This is a genomic window from Sinomonas terricola (genome assembly GCF_034931225.1).
GTDB lineage: Bacteria > Actinomycetota > Actinomycetes > Actinomycetales > Micrococcaceae > Sinomonas > Sinomonas terricola.
Window position 1 is genome coordinate 34,470 of the sequence record NZ_JAYGGQ010000023.1, and the last position, 15,626, is coordinate 50,095.

Sequence of the window (15,626 nt, forward strand, 5' to 3'; positions counted from 1 at the left end):
GGCCCCGATGAGCTCCGACACTCCAACGAGAGGGTGGTAGTCGTGGCCAACGAAAGCACTCCCCGCGTCACAGTCCCCGGGAGCGAGCGTGAGCCGCTCAGCGGGGCCGAACTCCGCGGCCCGGTCGCGCCCGAAGACGTCCTGACAGTCACGGTCATGCTCCGCCGGCCGCCGGGCGCGCGGATCAAAGGCACTCAAGGCGAAGGCGAGGCTCTGAGCCGCGAGGAGGCAGCGGCATCGTTCGCTGCGGCCCCGGGCGACGTCGATGCCGTCGCCGCGTTCGCCGCGGACCATGGGCTTGACGTCGCCGAGCGGATCGACGCGGCACGGCTCGTCAAGCTGCGCGGCCCGGCGTCGGCGATGTCCGCCGCATTCGGTGTGAGCCTTGCATACTACGAGCGCGACGGCGTCCGGTACCGCGGGCGGGAAGGCGCACTCACCGTACCCGCCCACCTCGAGGGGATCGTGGAGGCCGTCGTGGGCCTCGATTCGCGGCCGCAGGTTCGGCCCCATATCGTCGCCGTCGACGAGGCCGCCCCCGCGGCGCCCGCGGCCCTGAGGTCCTTCACGCCGATCGAGGTCGCCGATCTGTATGGATTCCCGCCGGGCACGGACGGAACGGGACAGTCCGTCGGCATCCTCGAGTTCGGCGGCGGATTCCAGCAGTCCGACCTCGACCACTATTTCTCATCCCTCGGGCTCCAGACGCCCCGCGTCGTGGCGGTGGGGGTCGACGGCGCGGCCAACAGTCCCGGCGATCCGGCCGACGTCGAAGTCGTGCTCGACGTCGACGTCGTCGGCGCGATCGCGCCCCAGGCCGCCACCGCGGTGTACTTCGCGCCGAACACGGACCAGGGCTTCATCGACGCCGTCGCTGCGGCGATCCACGACACGGCCAACAAGCCGGACGTCATCTCGATCAGCTGGGGAGCCCCCGAGCGATTCTGGACCGCGCAGACGATGTCCGCCTTGGACGGGCTGTTCGCCGATGCGCGCGCGATGGGGATCTCAGTCATGGTCGCGGCAGGGGACCATGGTTCGGCCGACGAGCCGCAGACGATCCAGCAGAACGGGGTTCCCGTCAAGAATCCCGCCTACGACGGCCGGGCGCATGTCGACTTCCCCGCGTCGAGCCCGAACGCGACGGGCTGCGGCGGGACACGGCTTGAGGCCGCAGGAGGCATGATCTCCGCCGAGACGGTGTGGAACGACAACAACGGCTGGGCGACGGGCGGCGGCGTAAGCGACGTCTTCGCCCTCCCGGCGTGGCAGCAGGGGCGCCACGTGCCGCCCTCGGTCAATCCAGGGCATCACTCGGGCCGCGGCGTGCCGGACGTCGCGGGCGACGCGGACAACGTGACGGGCTATCAGATCTACGTCAACGGGCGCTCCGCCGTGGTCGGCGGGACGAGCGCCGTCGCGCCCCTGTGGAGCGGCCTCGCCGCGAGGCTCCGGGAGCTCTCGGGTGGCACCCTCCGGCTCGACAACGCGTGGCTCTACGCACGGCCTTCCTCGGCGTTCCGGGACATCGCGTCCGGCACGAACGCGATCGCGGCGGCAGACTCGCAGCCGGGCACGAAGGGATACACGGCCGGGCAGGGCTGGGACGCGTGCACGGGCCTGGGCGCCCCGAACGGCGCGGGGCTCGCGGCGGCCGTCCAAGGATCCCCGGCCGGGTGACGTGGAGCCGGGGCCTGGCCGCACGCGACCGGGCCTCGGCGCCGTCAGTCGTACCCGAGGTCGATGTCCGGGTTCGGCTCCTCCTCGACATCGAGTTCGATGAGCCGCCGCGGATCGTGGAGCGGATCGACCTCGTCGAGGAGCTCGGGATTGTCCGACGAGCCTTCGGGCGCCTGGCTGTCGCGGCCGTCGAGCGGCTCGGTGAGGTCGTCGTCCTCGGTATTGCCATAGTCGACGCTGTGGGTCATGGCGTAGTCCTCTTTCCTGGACGACGGATTTCCTGGGCGAGAACGGGCGACGGCGCGCTATCCGGCGTCGAATCGCTCGTCGTCGGTTTCGTCCCCATCGCGATCGTTGCCGGATCCGTCGGGGATCGCGGACACGTCCACGGTCCCTGCTGCGACGCCGAAGACCTCGGCCTCGGACCCATTCGGTTCGGTTCTCATGGCTCCTCCTGTCCGCTCGGCTGAGGGGCGTTCCCTTCTCTTCCCCTCGGGTAAATCCCCTCGGTTAAAAGGTATTCCTGCGCCGTCGCGGAGGGCAGGGCACACGCGCAAGAGCTTCGAGCCGATCAGCCGGCCCAGCGGTACTCCTTCTCGGGGCGGCCCGGCGTTCCGTAGCGGGCCGAGCGAGTGAGGACGCCGGCCTCGGCAAGATGCTCGAGATAGCGGCGGGCGGTGACGCGGGAAACGCCCACGGCCTCCATGACTTCGGCGGCCGAGACCGGGGCGCGGCGCTCGCGGACGAAGGCCCGGATCGATTCGAGTGTCTCGGGGGAGAGGCCCTTCGGGAGCGGGATGCCGACGGGGGCGCGGAGGGCCGCGAGCGCCTCGTCGACCGAGTTCTGCGACGCCGTGCCGTCGGGGCCGGCAAGGGAGGCGCGGAACTGGCGGTAGTGCTCGAGCCGCTCGGCGAAGGCCGCGAACGTGAAGGGCTTGATGAGGTACTGCACGACTCCCGCGGAGATGGCCCTGCGGACGACCGGCAGCTCCCTCACGGCCGTGATCGCGAGGATGTCGGGATGGTGGCCGGCCGCCCGGAGCCGCCGGGCGACGTCGAGCCCGTGCAGGTCCGGGAGGTTCATGTCGAGCAGCACGAGGTCCGCGGGGGTTCCCGCCGCCGCGAGCTCACCCGCGAGGCGGAGGGCGGTCCCGCCATCGTGGGCCGTCCCGACGTGCGCGAAGCCCTCGAGCCGGCCGATGTACGCGGCGTGGGCCGCGGCGGCAATGGGCTCGTCCTCGACGACGAGGACGCGGAGCTCGGTCACAGTTCTCCCTCCCGTGGAAGTGTGGGTGCCTGGGCGCTGACTGCTTGTTCGCTGATGGGCCGTGCGGGGATCGTCACGGTGAAGACCGCCCCGCGCTCGCCAGCGACGACGAGCGTTCCGCCGAGCGCTTCGACGGAGCGTCGCACGAGGGCGAGCCCTAGCCCGCGGCCCGCCGAACCGTGGGGCTTGGTCGAGTAGCCGAATTGGAGGATGCGCGCCCGTTCCTCGGCCGGCACCCCGGGCCCGGAGTCCGAGACCTCGATGACGACGCCGGCGCCGTCCTCGTGGATCTCGAGCGCCGCCCATCGGGGCGCGTCGCCGCCCGCCGCGGCGTCGATGGCGTTGTCGAGGAGGTTGCCGACGATCGTCACGAGATGCTTCGGCTCGAGCCCCGCTGCTGCCAGGTTCCCGCTGGCCTCGGCGTCGAGCTGCACGCCGCGCTCGTGCGCCTGGGCCGCCTTGCCCATGACGAGCGCCGCGAGCACCGGCTCCTGCACCGAGACGACGAGCTCGTTCGCGAGTGCCTGGCTCAGGGCGAGATCGTCGGTCGCGAATGCGAGCGCCTCGCCGGTTCGGCCGAGCTCGAGCAGGGAGACGATCGTGTGGAGCCGGTTGGCGTGTTCGTGGGTCTGGCTGCGGAGCGCGTCGGAGAGCGTGCGCATCGTCGCGAGCTCGGAGCCGAGGGTCTCGATCTCGGTCTGGTCGCGCAGGGTCGCGACCGAGCCGAGCGCGCGCGTGCCGCGCCCGGACGGCGCCCAGGCCGGCTCCTGATTGACGATGAGCATACGGTCCTTCGTGAGATGGATCTCGTCGTGGGCCGTGCGGCCGCTCGCGAGCAGGTCACGGAGGCTCTCGGGGAGGTCGAGGTCGTCGAGCAGGGGAGGGGTGGCTTCCGCCTCGGCGGCCGGGAGCCCCAGGAGCTCCGAGGCCTGGTCGTTCCGGATCACGAGCCGGCGCTGCGGGCTCACCAGGACGACGCCTTCGCGGACCGAGTGGAGCACCGATTCGTAGTACGCGAAGAGCTGGCTCAGCTGCTCGAGCCCGTAGCCGTGCGTCGCCGCCGCGAGGTGCCGCTCGAGGAGCCTCGCGCCGAGGGAGCCGAGGAGCAGGATGACGACGCCGATCCCGACCACAGCGGGGATGCGCGAGGAGAGCGCGACGTCGAGGTTGGTCACGGTCACGCCCGTCGCGACCATTCCGACGACTCGCCCCGAGGCCGGGTCCTTGATCGGGACGATCGTTCGCACCGAGGGGCCGAGGGTCCCCGTCGTCGTCTCGGTGTACGCCTGCCCTGCGAGGGCCTGGGCCGTCGACCCAATGTACTTCCCACCGATCTCGGCCGGGTTCGGGTGCGTCCAGCGGGTTCCGTCAGGGGCCATGATCGTGATGAAGTCGAGCCCCGCATCCGAGCCGGCCCTGGCCGCATAGGGCTGGAGGACCGCGGAAGGGTCGGACGTCGCGCCGCCGAGCGCGGCGTTCACGACGAACGGGCTGTCTGCGATGGACTCCGACACGGAGAGCGTGCGTGTGCCGGCGGCCTGGTGGAGCTGGTCCCGCGCGTCGAGGAAGAACGCCGTCGCGATGAACGCCGTGAAGATGATGACGGCCACCACGAGCAGGAGGAACAGCCGCCGCGCGAGGCTCACGTGCCGCAAGCGCCTCAGTCCTCCTTCGCCCGGTGCAATCGCAGTGCGTGACCAATATGACCGCAACCGTGGCCTTTCTCACACTGTACGGGAAGGTTGTATGACCGCGGTCACTCCGACGCGGAAAGACTCGAGGAAGAGGATCCATGGCAACCGTGCCCGTGGCGCCGGCAGAGACGCCGGCGAAGAAGAAGGCCGATCGCACGCACTGGCTCTACATCGCCGTCATCGTCGCGGTGGTGCTGGGCGTCGTCGTCGGCCTGGTGTTCCCCGGCAAGGACGGCCTCGCGGCCAACCTCAAGCCGCTTGGCGACGTATTCGTCAACCTTATCAAGATGATGATCGCGCCCGTCATCTTCTGCACGATCGTGCTCGGCATCGGCTCGATCGCCAAGGCCAGGACCGTCGGCAAGGTCGGTGGCCTGGCGCTCGCCTACTTCATGGTCATGAGCACGTTCGCGCTCGGCATCGGGCTCGTGGTCGGCAACATCATCCACCCCGGGGCTGGCCTCAACCTCAAGGACGCCACGTACAAGGCGCCCGAGTCCACCGACACCACGAACTTCCTGCTCGGGATCGTCCCGAATACGCTCGTCTCCGCGCTCACGTCGGGCCAGGTCCTGCAGACGCTCTTCGTCGCGCTCCTCGTGGGCTTCGCCCTCCAGCGCATGGGGAAGACGGGCGCGCTGCTCCTCGACCTCATCCGCCAGGCGCAGGCCCTCGTGTTCCGGATCCTCGTCATGATCATGTGGATTGCCCCCATCGGCGCGTTCGGCGCGATCGCCGCCGTCGTCGGCTCGACCGGCTGGAAGGCCGTGCTGAGCCTGCTCACGCTCATGGTCGCGTTCTACATCACGTGCATCCTGTTCATCGTCGTCGTCCTGGGCACCCTGCTGCGCGCGGTCGCCGGCGTGAACATCTTCAAGCTCATGAAGTACCTCGGCCGCGAGTACCTCATCATCGTTTCGACGTCCTCGTCCGAGGCGGCGCTTCCGCGCCTCATTGCGAAGATGGAGCACCTCGGCGTGTCGAAGCCGGTGGTCGGCGTGACCGTCCCGACGGGCTATTCGTTCAACCTCGACGGCACGGCGATCTACCTCACGATGGCGTCCCTCTTCATCGCGACGGCCATGGGCCAGCCCATGAATCTCGGCGAGCAGATCGCGCTCCTCGTGTTCATGGTCATCGCGTCGAAGGGTGCGGCGGGCGTGAGCGGCGCGGGCCTCGCGACTCTCGCCGGCGGACTGCAGTCGCACGCTCCGCAGCTCGTGGGCGGCGTGTCCTTCATCGTGGGCATCGACCGCTTCATGTCCGAGGCGCGCGCTCTCACCAACTTCACGGGCAACGCCGTCGCGACGGTGCTCATGGGCGTGTGGACGCGCGAGATCGACCGCTACCGGGTCGGCGAGGTCCTCTCGGGCCAGCGGCCCTTCGACGAGGCCACGATGCTCGCCGGGCACGGCCACGGTGCGCAGGCCGCGGACGACGGCGACACGGCCCCCCGCGCGAGCCAGCCGGCCGAGCCCGTGAGCGTCTGAGCCACCCGACGTCCCGACGTCCGTTCAGGGGTCACCTCCCGAGGGTGACCCCTGAACGTCCCGAGGGCGGGGCTTCCGCTGTAACCTTGAGCCTCTACTTGAAGGTAAAGGCTCGCCCGGGCCGATTTGTCAAGGTCCACAGGATGCGTGTCTCCGCTGTGTAGGCTGGGTTCTCAAGAAGCCGCAAACAAGCGATTCGAAAGCGGGATGGATACGTGAGCACAGAGCAGAGCGCAGCGACTCTGGACGGCGTCTCCCAAGACCTTTCCGACGCCGTGCTGGGCCCTACCGGGCGCCCCCAACGGGAATTCCCGGTTCCGGCGCCGCTCGCATCGCACGGGCCTGCACGCATCATCGCGATGGTCAACCAGAAGGGCGGCGTCGGCAAGACGACGTCTGCGATCAACCTTGCCGCCGCGCTCGCCGAGTACGGCCGCCGCGTGCTCCTCGTCGACTTCGACCCGCAGGGTGCCGCATCCGCGGGCCTCGGGACCAACCCGCACGAGCTTGACCTCACGGTCTACAACGTCATGATGGACCGCCACGTGGACATCCACGAGGCCATCCGCCATACCGAGATTGAGAACCTCGACCTGCTCCCGGCCAACATCGACCTCTCCGCAGCCGAGGTGCAGCTCGTGACCGAGGTCGCTCGCGAGCAGGTGCTCGCGAGCGCGCTGCGCAAGGTCGAAGACGAGTACGACGTCGTGCTCGTCGACTGCCAGCCCTCTCTCGGCCTCCTGACGGTCAACGCGCTCTCGGCGGCGCACGGCGTGATCATCCCGCTCATCTGCGAGTTCTTCGCACTCCGCGCTGTCGCGCTGCTCGTCGAGACGATCGACAAGGTCCAGGATCGCCTCAACCCGCGCCTCACCGTGGACGGAGTGCTCGCCACCATGTTCGACGCGCGGACCCTCCACAGCCGCGAGGTCATCGCCCGCCTTGTCGAGGCGTTCGGGGACAAGGTCTTCGATTCCGTGATCAAGCGCACGATCAAGTTCGCGGACGCGACGGTCGCGGCGGAGCCGATCACCCGCTACGCGGCCACGCACCCCGGCGCCGAGGCCTACCGGCGGCTCGCGCGCGAGCTCGTGGCCCGCGGTGGCGCCCCCTAACGCCGAGCCGGCGCGGCACCATCCAGAGGTGCTTGAAGCGAACGGGGCGGATGCGGGAAATGCTGCCTCGGCGTCGGGCTTCGAGGTCCGCCTCGACAACTTCACGGGCCCTTTCGACGCGCTGCTCGGCCTCATCGCCAAGCGTCGGCTCGATATCACCGAGGTGTCGCTTGCCACGGTGACGGACGATTTCATCGCCTACATCCGCGCGATGCAGGAGCGCGGCGAGGAATGGGCGCTCGACGAGGCGAGCGAGTTCCTCGTGATCGCGGCCACGCTCCTCGACCTCAAGGCTGCGCGCCTCCTGCCGCAGGGCGAGGTTGAGGACGAGGAGGACGTGGCGCGGCTCGAGGCCAGGGACCTCCTGTTCGCGCGGCTCCTCCAGTACAAGGCATTCAAGGAGATCGCGGCGATCTTCGACGCGACGTTCGAGGCGGAGGGCCGCCGCTTCCCGCGTGCCGTGAGCCTCGAACCTGTGTTTGCGGCCCTCCTCCCCGAACTCGTGTGGCAGCACACCCCCGAGCAGTTCGCCGCCCTCGCGGCGAAGGCGTTCGCACCCAAGGAGGCGCCGCCGTCGGAAGTCGGCCTCGCGCATCTCCACGCGCCGCCCGTGAGCGTGCGTGAGCAGGCGGCGATCCTCGGCGAGCGACTCCGGGCCGGGGGAGTGCAGAGCTTCCGCGTACTTACGGCCGACGCCGATTCGCGCCTCGTGGTCGTGGCCCGGTTCCTCGCGCTGCTCGAGCTGTTCCGCGACCGCGCGGTCGCGTTCGAACAGGCCGCCCCGCTCGGCGAGCTGAGCGTCCGCTGGACGGCGGGGGAGGGCTGGTCCGCTGAGCGGCTGAGCGAGGAATACGGGGAATACGGGGAATACGAGGAATACAGGGAACGCGACGACGGCGGCGCGCCCGAAGCGGCCGACGGCGACAGCGAGAATTCGACCCGGGAGGATCAGCATGCAGGGTGACCGGAGGGCTGCGGCCCTCGAAGCGGTGCTCATGGTTGTCGATGAGCCGGTGAGCGCCGCCGAGCTCGCGGCCACGCTCGAGCTCCCGCAGCCCGACGTCGAGGAGCTCCTCGCCGCGCTCGCGGCCGACTACGACGCCGAGGGTCGGGGCTTCGAGCTGCGCGCGGTCGCGGGCGGCTGGCGCTTCTACTCGCGGCCCGAGTTCGCGGACGTCGTCTCGCGCTACGTCCTCGAGGGCCAGACGGCGCGGCTCACCCAGGCCGCGCTCGAGACGCTCGCCGTCATCGCCTATCGCCAGCCCGTCGCGCGCTCGCGCGTCGCAGCAATCCGCGGCGTCAACGTCGACTCGGTCGTGCGCACCCTCGTCTCCCGGGGCCTCGTCGAGGAGGCCGGCACCGACCCGGAGTCGGGCGCCATCCTGTACCAGACGACGTCGTACTTCCTCGAACGGCTCGGCGTCGGCTCCGTCGCGGACCTTCCCCAGCTCTCGCCGCACCTGCCGGGGCTCGACGAGCTCGCCTCGATCGAGCTCGAGCGGTAGCTGCCCGGGGATCCGGGGGAGACGCAGGTCACGCCCGAAGCCGGCCGCTATGGCCTATCCGGTATCGTAGATCGGGGCCGAATGCCCATCCCCGCGTCGTCGCGGGCACTGATTCTCCATTTTCACAACACATCGAGGCCGGGTCATGACACAGGCGGGACGCCAGGGTTCACCACGCAACAGAGGGCAGCGGGCTGCCCAGAACGGCGCCTCCGGGGCGCCGGGAAACGCAGGGCGCGGCAACGCCGCACGCGGGGGCGCGAAAGGCGCGCCGAAGGCGGGGCAGCGCAAGCGCGGCGAGCGGCCGCAGCCGAAGGGCTCGGACGCGGCGCCGTTCGCGAATGAGCGTTTTGGGCGCAACCTCGGCCCCGTCCGGCCCCAGAACCGCAAGTCGCCGACACCGCTTCCGCAGCACAAGCCCCGCACGCGCGCCCAGATGAACGAAGAGGGCGTGCGCCTCCAGAAGGTCATGGCCAACGCGGGCGTCGCCTCGCGGCGCGTGTGCGAAGAGCTCATCGAGCAGGGCCGCGTCGAGGTCAACGGCCAGATCGTCACCGAGCTCGGCACGCGCGTCAATCCCGAGGCCGATGTCATCCACGTCGACGGCGTGCGTGTCCAGACGAACGAGCACCTCGTCTACATGGCGTTCAACAAGCCCCGCGGCGTCGTCTCCACGATGGACGATCCGGAGGGGCGGCCGTGCATCTCGGACTACCTCCGCCCGGGCTCGCCCGAGCGGCTCTTCCACGTGGGGCGCCTCGACACCAACACCGAGGGCCTGCTGCTCCTGACGAACGACGGCGAGCTCGCCAACCGGCTCACCCACCCCTCCTACGAGGTGCCCAAGACCTACGTCGTGCAGGTGCGCGGCCCCATGCCGCAGGGCGTCGGCGCCCAGCTGCGCCGCGGCATCGAGCTCGAAGACGGCATCGCGAAGGTCGACTCGTTCCGGCTCGTGGATTCGACGCCGGGCTTCGTGCTCGTCGAGGTCGTGCTCCACTCGGGCAAGAACCGCATCGTGCGGCGGATGTTCGACGCGGTCGGGTTCCCGGTGCAGCGCCTCGTCCGCGCGAAGATCGGGCCGATCGGTCTCGGCGACCAGAAGCAGGGCACTATCCGCAAGCTCGGCAAGCAGGAAATCGGCCACCTCATGGCCGCGGTAGGACTCTAGGCCGGGGCAGCACAGGATGGCTTCCACGCATCTCGCCGGGCCGGTCGTCGTGATCGGCACCGGCCTCCTCGGCGCGAGCATCGGCCTCGGGCTCGAGCACCGCGGCGTGCCGGTGTTCCTCGAGGACACGTCGCCGACCAATCAGGCGGTCGCCGTCGACATCGGCGCGGGCCGGCCGGTCTCAGAGCTCGAAGCGGACTCGGGCGCCCAGCCGCAGCTCGTCGTCGTCGCCGCGCCGCCCGACGTGACGGCCCACGTCGTCGAGCGCTCGCTCGCGCGGTGGCCGCGCGCCGTCGTCGTCGATATCGCGAGCGTCAAGGCGAGCATCCTCGCGGAGCTGCGCGAGCGCGGCGTCGAGCTCTCGCGCTATGTCGGGACTCACCCCATGGCGGGGCGCGAGAAGTCGGGGCCCGTCGCGGCGCGCGGCGAGCTGTTCACGTCGATGCCGTGGGTCGTGTGCGCGCACGCCGATGCGTCCGACGACGCCGTGCGCCTCGCCAAGGCGCTCGGAACGGACCTCGGCGCGATCGTCACGGAGTTCGACGCCGACGAGCACGACGAGGCCGTCGCGCTCGTGAGCCACCTCCCACAGGTCATGTCCTCGCTCCTCGCGAGCCGTCTCCAGGGCACGGACCTAAGGCTCCTCTCGCTCGCGGGCAACGGGCTGCGGGACACGACGCGCATCGCGGCGAGCGATCCGGGCCTCTGGGTGCAGATTCTCGGGGCCAACGCGGACAAGCTCGTGCAGCACCTGTACGGTGTCCGGGAGGACGTCGAACGGCTCATCGGCACGCTCGAGGCTCCCACCGCACCCGGCGCGCGGCTCGACCTCGCGCAGCTCATGAGCGAGGGCAACGCAGGCCAGGCCCGCATCCCGGGCAAGCACGGGGGGCCGCCGCAGGCGTACGCGTGGCTCACGGTCCTCGTCGACGACCGCCCGGGGCAGATCGCGAAGCTGCTCACGGAGATCGGCGAGATCGGCGTGAACCTCGAAGACCTGCGGCTGGACCACTCGTCCGGGCGCAACGTGGGCATGGTGGAGATCTCCGTGCTCCCGAGCAAGCACGATGAACTGGTAGCGGAACTGGAGGAGCGGGGATGGCGGGTGCTGCAGTGACTGAATCCGGGCACAGCTCGGAAGCCGGGGCGGAAGCCGGGTCCGGAATCGGCGCGCAGATCAGCTCGGAGAGCACCGCGCGCGGCACGAGCGTGCGCTACACGCCCGGCGGGGAGCCGGTGCGCGTCGGGCGCCCGCTCGTCGTCGCGATCGACGGCCCCTCGGGCTCGGGGAAGTCGAGCGTCTCGAAGGAGGTCGCGCGCCGCCTGCGCCTCGCCTATCTCGATACGGGGGCGATGTACCGGGCTGTGACGTGGGACTGCCTCGACCGCGAGCTCGGCCTCGGGGACAGCGCGCTCGTCGAGGCTTCGGCGCGGGCGCTCGACCTCGAGCTCAGCACGAGCGCGGACTTCGAGTACGTCGCCGTCCGCGGCCAGGACGTGACGGCCGCCATCCGCGAGCCGCGCATCTCCGCCTCCGTGAGCGCCGTCGCGACCAACCTCGGCGTCCGCGACGAGCTCATCCGGCGTCAGCGGGCGCTCATCGCGGCGCACGGGCGGCGCATGGTCGTCGAGGGCCGCGACATCACGACGGTCGTCGCGCGCGACGCCGAGGTGCGGCTCCTGCTCACCGCCTCCGAGGAGGCGCGCATGCGCCGCCGCGGGCTTCAGCTCGGCGGGACGCAGACCGCAGAGCAGCTCGTCCAGCAGGTCGTCGAGCGGGACGCCCGCGATTCGACGGTTGCGAGCTTCACCCAGGCCGCCGACGGCGTGTACACCGTCGATTCCTCTGACCTCGACTTCGAGGAGACCGTGAGCGCGGTCCTCGACGTCGTCCAGGCGGCCGTGGGCCGCCCGGCCGGTGCCTGATCCGGCCGCCCCAGACAACCACTGCTCCACAACTGTCGTTTTGAGCCGTCAAAACGACAGTTGCGGAGCAATCGATGAAGGAGAACGTCCGTGAGCGAGATCGACGAGATCGGCCCTGACGAGTACGAGCCCGAGGGCACCGATGAGATCGCCGAGCACCTCGCGGCGATGGACGACGACGAGGCGGAGCAGCGCGCGGCCACCCTGCGCGCGGGCCTCGACGACTACGAGCTCGACGACGAGGATGCGGCTCTTCTCGCGGGCATGGACGAGGAATGGGACCCGGACGCGCCGACCCGGATCGATCCGATCCTCGCGATCATCGGCCGCCCGAACGTCGGCAAGTCTACGCTCGTGAACCGCATCCTCGGCCGCCGCGAGGCGGTTGTCGAGGATGTCCCCGGCGTGACGCGTGACCGCGTCTCGTATCCAGCGGAGTGGAACAACCGCCGCTTCACGCTCGTCGACACGGGCGGGTGGGAGCACGACGCGAAGGGCATCCACGCGTCCGTCGCCGAGCAGGCCGAGATCGCCGTGAGCATGGCGGACGCGGTCCTGTTCGTCGTCGACTCGACAGTCGGGGCGACCGCGACGGACGAGGCCGTCATGCGCATGCTGCGCAAGTCGAAGAAGCCCGTCCTGCTCGTGGCCAACAAGGTGGACGACTTTGCGCAGGAATCCGACGCGGCCGTTCTGTGGGGGCTTGGCTTCGGCCAGCCGCACGCGGTCTCCGCGATGCACGGGCGCGGCGTGGCCGACCTGCTCGACGCCGCAATGGACGTGCTGCCGGAGTTCTCGGCGATCGCCGGCCTCGAGCGCTCCGGCGGCCCGCGCCGCGTCGCGCTCATCGGCCGCCCGAACGTGGGCAAGTCCTCGCTCCTTAACAAGCTCGCCGGGTCTGAGCGCGTCGTCGTCAACGAGCTCGCGGGCACGACGCGCGACCCCGTGGACGAATACCTCGAGCTCGGCGGGCGAGTGTGGCGCTTCGTCGACACCGCGGGGATCCGCCGTCGCCAGCACATGGCCAAGGGTGCCGAGTACTACGCCTCGCTGCGCACGCAGGCCGCGCTCGAGAAGGCGGAGGTCGCCGTCGTCCTTCTCGGAGCGGACGAGGTGCTCGCGGAGCAGGACGTGCGCATCATCAACCTCGCGATCGAATCGGGCCGCGCGCTCGTCATCGCCTTCAACAAATGGGACCTCATGGATGAGGAGCGCCGCCGCTGGCTTGAGCGGGAGATCGAGAAGGACCTCGCGCATGTTGAGTGGGCGCCGCGCGTCAACCTCTCGGCGAAGACGGGCTGGCACCGCGACCGCCTCGTCCCCGCGCTCGACAAGGCGCTCGCCGGCTGGGACACCCGCATCCCCACGGGGAAGCTCAACGCGTTCCTCGGCGAGCTCGTCGCCGCGCATCCGCACCCCGTGCGCGGCGGCAAGCAGCCGCGAATCCTCTTCGGCACGCAGGCGCAGAGCCGGCCGCCGAAGTTCGTCCTCTTCACGAGCGGCTTCCTCGACCCGGGCTACCGCCGCTTCATCTCGCGGCGCCTGCGGGAGACGTTCGGCTTCGAGGGCACGCCGATCGAGATCAGCATGCGCGTGCGCGAGAAGCGTTCGCGCAAGAAGTAGCACACGCGTACGACGGCTGCCCGGTCGCCTTCTGCTGGAAGGTGACCGGGCCGCCGTCGTACGCCTTTCGGGGCTCTCAGACCTCGACGGCCGCGGGCTGATTGCGGAAATGCCCGACGGCGATGAGCACCGTTCCCACGACCGCCCACCCTGCGAGCACGAGCCAGGGGAACGCGGCGTCCGCGGACGGGAAGTACGAGAGTTCGCGGAGGAGCGTCCCCGACGCGCCGGGGACGAACCACTGGCCCACCTCGCCCCACGGCGCCGGGAGGAACTCCTTCGGCTGGGTGAGCGAGGAGAGCGGGTTCCCGACGAACATCGTGGTGACCGCTCCGACGGCGATCCCCGCGCGGCCCATGAGCGCGTTGAGGCCCGTGATGACGGCCGCCGTCGCGGCGATGCCGAGGCCGATCGCCGCCGCGTTGACCCAATAGTCCGCCTGCAGGATGTGGAACCAGTCCTGCAGGATGGCCGCGAGCCCGAGCCCGCCCGCCGCGCCGTAGACGATGACGGCGGCGAGACGCCGCCACGTTCCCGAGACAAACAGGGAGATGAGGGCGCCCCCGATGATCCCGCCGATCACGAGCGGAAGCCCTGCGACCGCGAGGCCCGTGCCTCGCGGATCGTCTGAGGAGAGGGGGACGACGTCAGTCACGGTGACCGTCGGGACGGCTTGCGGGGCGCCTGGCTGAGCGCCGGCCTGCGGGGAGGAGGCGCGCTGCTGCGCCTGCTGGAGGGCCTGCTTGAGCTGCGCGATCGCCTGTTGGCTGATTCCCTGCTGCATCTGCGCGCCCAGCTGGGTGAGTGCTTGCGACGCCACCGGGCTCGCGGCGCTCGCGACGAGGATCTCGGGTGACTGGCCGAGCACGATCGCGCCGTAGACCTCGCGTCGCTGGATCTGGGCGATCGCGTCGTCCCGGCTTGAGGCCGTGTGGAGGTCGAGTGCGCCTTGCGGGGCCTTGGAAGTGACCTGTGCGATTTGGCCGGCGCTTCCGACGGCGGCGATCGGCAGATTCTGGATCTTCGCCGTGACGCTCGGCCAGGCGAAGGCGAGGAGGACGACGCACACGATGGCCGCCGCGAGCAGAGCCGCTCGGAGGGCGTGGGTCCACGGTGTGTGCGCTCCTCTTACGGTGTCGGCGCGATGGGCGTGCTGCGGGGCTTGGGCTATGGTCTGGGCGGACATGGCCGATCCTCTCGTCGCGGGGTGAAGTGTAAAAAAACGAATGCTCATTCACTATTCTGCTCGGTCGGGCTATCCTGTCAAGAACGGGCATTCGTTTTTCTTATAAGGTGAGGCCATGCCGAAGGTCAGCGAAGAGCATCGGGAGGCGATGCGGCGCCGCATCCAGGACGCCGCGCTCGCGTGCGTGGGCCGCAAAGGGTTCGCCGCGGCCTCGATGGCGGACATCGTCGCGGAGGCGGGACTCTCCGCGGGCGCCGTGTACGTGTACTACAGGGGCAAGGACCAGCTCACGGTCGACGTCGGCCGGCGGGTTCTCGAGGAGCGGCTCGCGATGCTCGAGGTGCTGGGGGAGACGCGTCCGGTTCCCCCGCCGCATGAGGTCATCCCGGAGATCATGGCCGGGCTGCCGAAGACCGAGTTCTTCCCGGGGATCGCGCTCCAGGTGTGGGGCGAGGCCGTGCACAGCGGCGAACTCGCCGACGTAGCGCGGGGCATTATCGCGGACGTGACTGGGCGCATCGCCGCCTATCTGGAGGCGTGGTTCGAATCGTCTCGGGGGCTTGCGGGCGGCGCCGCTCAGGCGGAGGCTGAACGGCTCGCGCCGGCCGTCGTCGGCCTCGTCCAGGGGTATATTGTGCAGTTCGCGTTCGCCGGCGGGGACGTCGAGAAGCGGTACCTCGACTCGGCGCGCGCCCTCCTCGAAGGGCTCTGACGGCGGCGTGCCGAGGGCTCTTCGATTCGCGCTCGGGCGGCCCGTCGTATATGCTGAAGCGGTTGCTTGAACGGGCGCGAACAGCGAGAACGGGCAGGCACTTTCGGGCTGTAGCGCAGCTTGGTAGCGCACTTGACTGGGGGTCAAGGGGTCGCAGGTTCAAATCCTGTCAGCCCGACCATGTGATGTCTCAGGACATTGGAATAGCCCGAACCCACGGAGTGTGGGTTCGGGCTATTGCTTTTGTCCGCGGGGTT

The 15,626-nt window shown here is 70.1% G+C and carries 15 protein-coding genes and 1 tRNA gene; 11 read left to right on the forward strand and 5 right to left on the reverse strand.

The genetic code is table 11. The annotated features are described in order from the left end of the window. Positions 1-42: 42 nt before the first annotated feature. Entirely contained in the window at positions 43-1,680 is a 1,638-nt protein-coding gene (locus tag SPF06_RS20925; RefSeq protein ID WP_323281099.1) for a S53 family peptidase, read from the forward strand. 44 nt (positions 1,681-1,724) lie between these two features. On the opposite strand, the gene SPF06_RS20930 is transcribed toward SPF06_RS20925, so the two are convergent. The 4 genes from SPF06_RS20930 to SPF06_RS20945 form a co-directional block, all read right to left on the reverse strand. Then, on the reverse strand, positions 1,725-1,928 hold the full coding sequence (locus SPF06_RS20930; RefSeq protein ID WP_323281100.1) for a hypothetical protein: 204 nt from the start codon (positions 1,926-1,928) through the stop codon (positions 1,725-1,727). A 57-nt stretch (positions 1,929-1,985) separates the two neighbouring features. Further along, positions 1,986-2,126: a hypothetical protein gene (locus tag SPF06_RS20935; protein WP_323281101.1), complete on the reverse strand. Its 141-nt coding sequence runs from the start codon at positions 2,124-2,126 to the stop codon at positions 1,986-1,988. A 125-nt stretch (positions 2,127-2,251) separates the two neighbouring features. Next, the gene (locus SPF06_RS20940) at positions 2,252-2,947 is read right to left on the reverse strand and encodes a response regulator (RefSeq protein WP_323281102.1); all 696 of its coding nucleotides are present in this window, start codon (positions 2,945-2,947) and stop codon (positions 2,252-2,254) included. Further along, the gene (locus SPF06_RS20945) at positions 2,944-4,602 is read right to left on the reverse strand and encodes a sensor histidine kinase (protein ID WP_428985812.1); all 1,659 of its coding nucleotides are present in this window, start codon (positions 4,600-4,602) and stop codon (positions 2,944-2,946) included. Before SPF06_RS20945 ends, SPF06_RS20940 begins: the two co-directional genes overlap by 4 nt. Positions 4,603-4,739: 137 nt before the next feature. Between SPF06_RS20945 and SPF06_RS20950 the strand changes: the two genes are divergently transcribed. The 8 genes from SPF06_RS20950 (at position 4,740) to der (ending at position 13,471) form a co-directional block, all read left to right on the forward strand. Beyond that, positions 4,740-6,131 (forward strand): cation:dicarboxylate symporter family transporter, encoded by a 1,392-nt coding sequence (locus SPF06_RS20950; RefSeq protein WP_323281103.1) that lies wholly within the window; start codon positions 4,740-4,742, stop codon positions 6,129-6,131. Positions 6,132-6,346: 215 nt separating this feature from the next. Continuing rightward, positions 6,347-7,246: a ParA family protein gene (locus SPF06_RS20955; RefSeq protein WP_323281104.1), complete on the forward strand. Its 900-nt coding sequence runs from the start codon at positions 6,347-6,349 to the stop codon at positions 7,244-7,246. A 28-nt stretch (positions 7,247-7,274) separates the two neighbouring features. Further along, the gene (locus tag SPF06_RS20960) at positions 7,275-8,210 is read left to right on the forward strand and encodes a segregation and condensation protein A (protein ID WP_323281105.1); all 936 of its coding nucleotides are present in this window, start codon (positions 7,275-7,277) and stop codon (positions 8,208-8,210) included. After that, on the forward strand, positions 8,200-8,751 hold the full coding sequence (gene scpB, locus SPF06_RS20965) for an SMC-Scp complex subunit ScpB (RefSeq protein WP_323281106.1): 552 nt from the start codon (positions 8,200-8,202) through the stop codon (positions 8,749-8,751). Before SPF06_RS20960 ends, scpB begins: the two co-directional genes overlap by 11 nt. A 145-nt stretch (positions 8,752-8,896) precedes the next feature. Continuing rightward, positions 8,897-9,922 (forward strand): pseudouridine synthase, encoded by a 1,026-nt coding sequence (locus SPF06_RS20970; protein WP_323281107.1) that lies wholly within the window; start codon positions 8,897-8,899, stop codon positions 9,920-9,922. Between the two features lie 16 nt (positions 9,923-9,938). Further along, positions 9,939-11,039, forward strand: a complete 1,101-nt coding sequence (locus tag SPF06_RS20975; RefSeq protein ID WP_323281108.1) for a prephenate dehydrogenase — start codon at positions 9,939-9,941, stop codon at positions 11,037-11,039. Then, positions 11,021-11,848, forward strand: a complete 828-nt coding sequence (gene cmk, locus SPF06_RS20980) for a (d)CMP kinase (RefSeq protein ID WP_323281109.1) — start codon at positions 11,021-11,023, stop codon at positions 11,846-11,848. The genes SPF06_RS20975 and cmk overlap by 19 nt, the downstream gene beginning before the upstream one ends. 168 nt (positions 11,849-12,016) lie before the next feature. Beyond that, positions 12,017-13,471: a ribosome biogenesis GTPase Der gene (der, locus tag SPF06_RS20985; protein WP_323281114.1), complete on the forward strand. Its 1,455-nt coding sequence runs from the start codon at positions 12,017-12,019 to the stop codon at positions 13,469-13,471. Between the two features lie 76 nt (positions 13,472-13,547). Here the strand turns inward: der and SPF06_RS20990 are convergent, their stop codons facing one another. Continuing rightward, entirely contained in the window at positions 13,548-14,657 is a 1,110-nt protein-coding gene (locus SPF06_RS20990; protein WP_323281110.1) for an ABC transporter permease, read from the reverse strand. Positions 14,658-14,772: 115 nt separating this feature from the next. Here SPF06_RS20990 and SPF06_RS20995 point away from each other — a divergent pair, with 115 nt between their 5' ends. Beyond that, complete coding sequence (locus SPF06_RS20995; RefSeq protein WP_323281111.1) at positions 14,773-15,369, forward strand: TetR/AcrR family transcriptional regulator; 597 nt, start codon at positions 14,773-14,775, stop codon at positions 15,367-15,369. A gap of 104 nt (positions 15,370-15,473) precedes the next feature. Then, positions 15,474-15,550 (forward strand) — tRNA-Pro (locus SPF06_RS21000). Positions 15,551-15,626: the final 76 nt, after the last annotated feature.

Bases quoted from the DNA above. Each gene is read 5' to 3' on its own strand.
- SPF06_RS20990 (WP_323281110.1), bottom strand. From the start codon at position 14,657: ATGTCCGCCCAGACCATAGCCCAAGCCCCGCAGCACGCCCATCGCGCC.
- der (WP_323281114.1), top strand. From the start codon at position 12,017: ATGGACGACGACGAGGCGGAGCAGCGCGCGGCCACCCTGCGCGCGGGC.
- scpB (WP_323281106.1), top strand. From the start codon at position 8,200: ATGCAGGGTGACCGGAGGGCTGCGGCCCTCGAAGCGGTGCTCATGGTT.
- SPF06_RS20970 (WP_323281107.1), top strand. From the start codon at position 8,897: ATGACACAGGCGGGACGCCAGGGTTCACCACGCAACAGAGGGCAGCGG.
- SPF06_RS20975 (WP_323281108.1), top strand. From the start codon at position 9,939: ATGGCTTCCACGCATCTCGCCGGGCCGGTCGTCGTGATCGGCACCGGC.
- SPF06_RS20935 (WP_323281101.1), bottom strand. From the start codon at position 2,126: ATGAGAACCGAACCGAATGGGTCCGAGGCCGAGGTCTTCGGCGTCGCA.
- SPF06_RS20995 (WP_323281111.1), top strand. From the start codon at position 14,773: ATGCCGAAGGTCAGCGAAGAGCATCGGGAGGCGATGCGGCGCCGCATC.
- SPF06_RS20930 (WP_323281100.1), bottom strand. From the start codon at position 1,928: ATGACCCACAGCGTCGACTATGGCAATACCGAGGACGACGACCTCACC.
- SPF06_RS20950 (WP_323281103.1), top strand. From the start codon at position 4,740: ATGGCAACCGTGCCCGTGGCGCCGGCAGAGACGCCGGCGAAGAAGAAG.
- cmk (WP_323281109.1), top strand. From the start codon at position 11,021: ATGGCGGGTGCTGCAGTGACTGAATCCGGGCACAGCTCGGAAGCCGGG.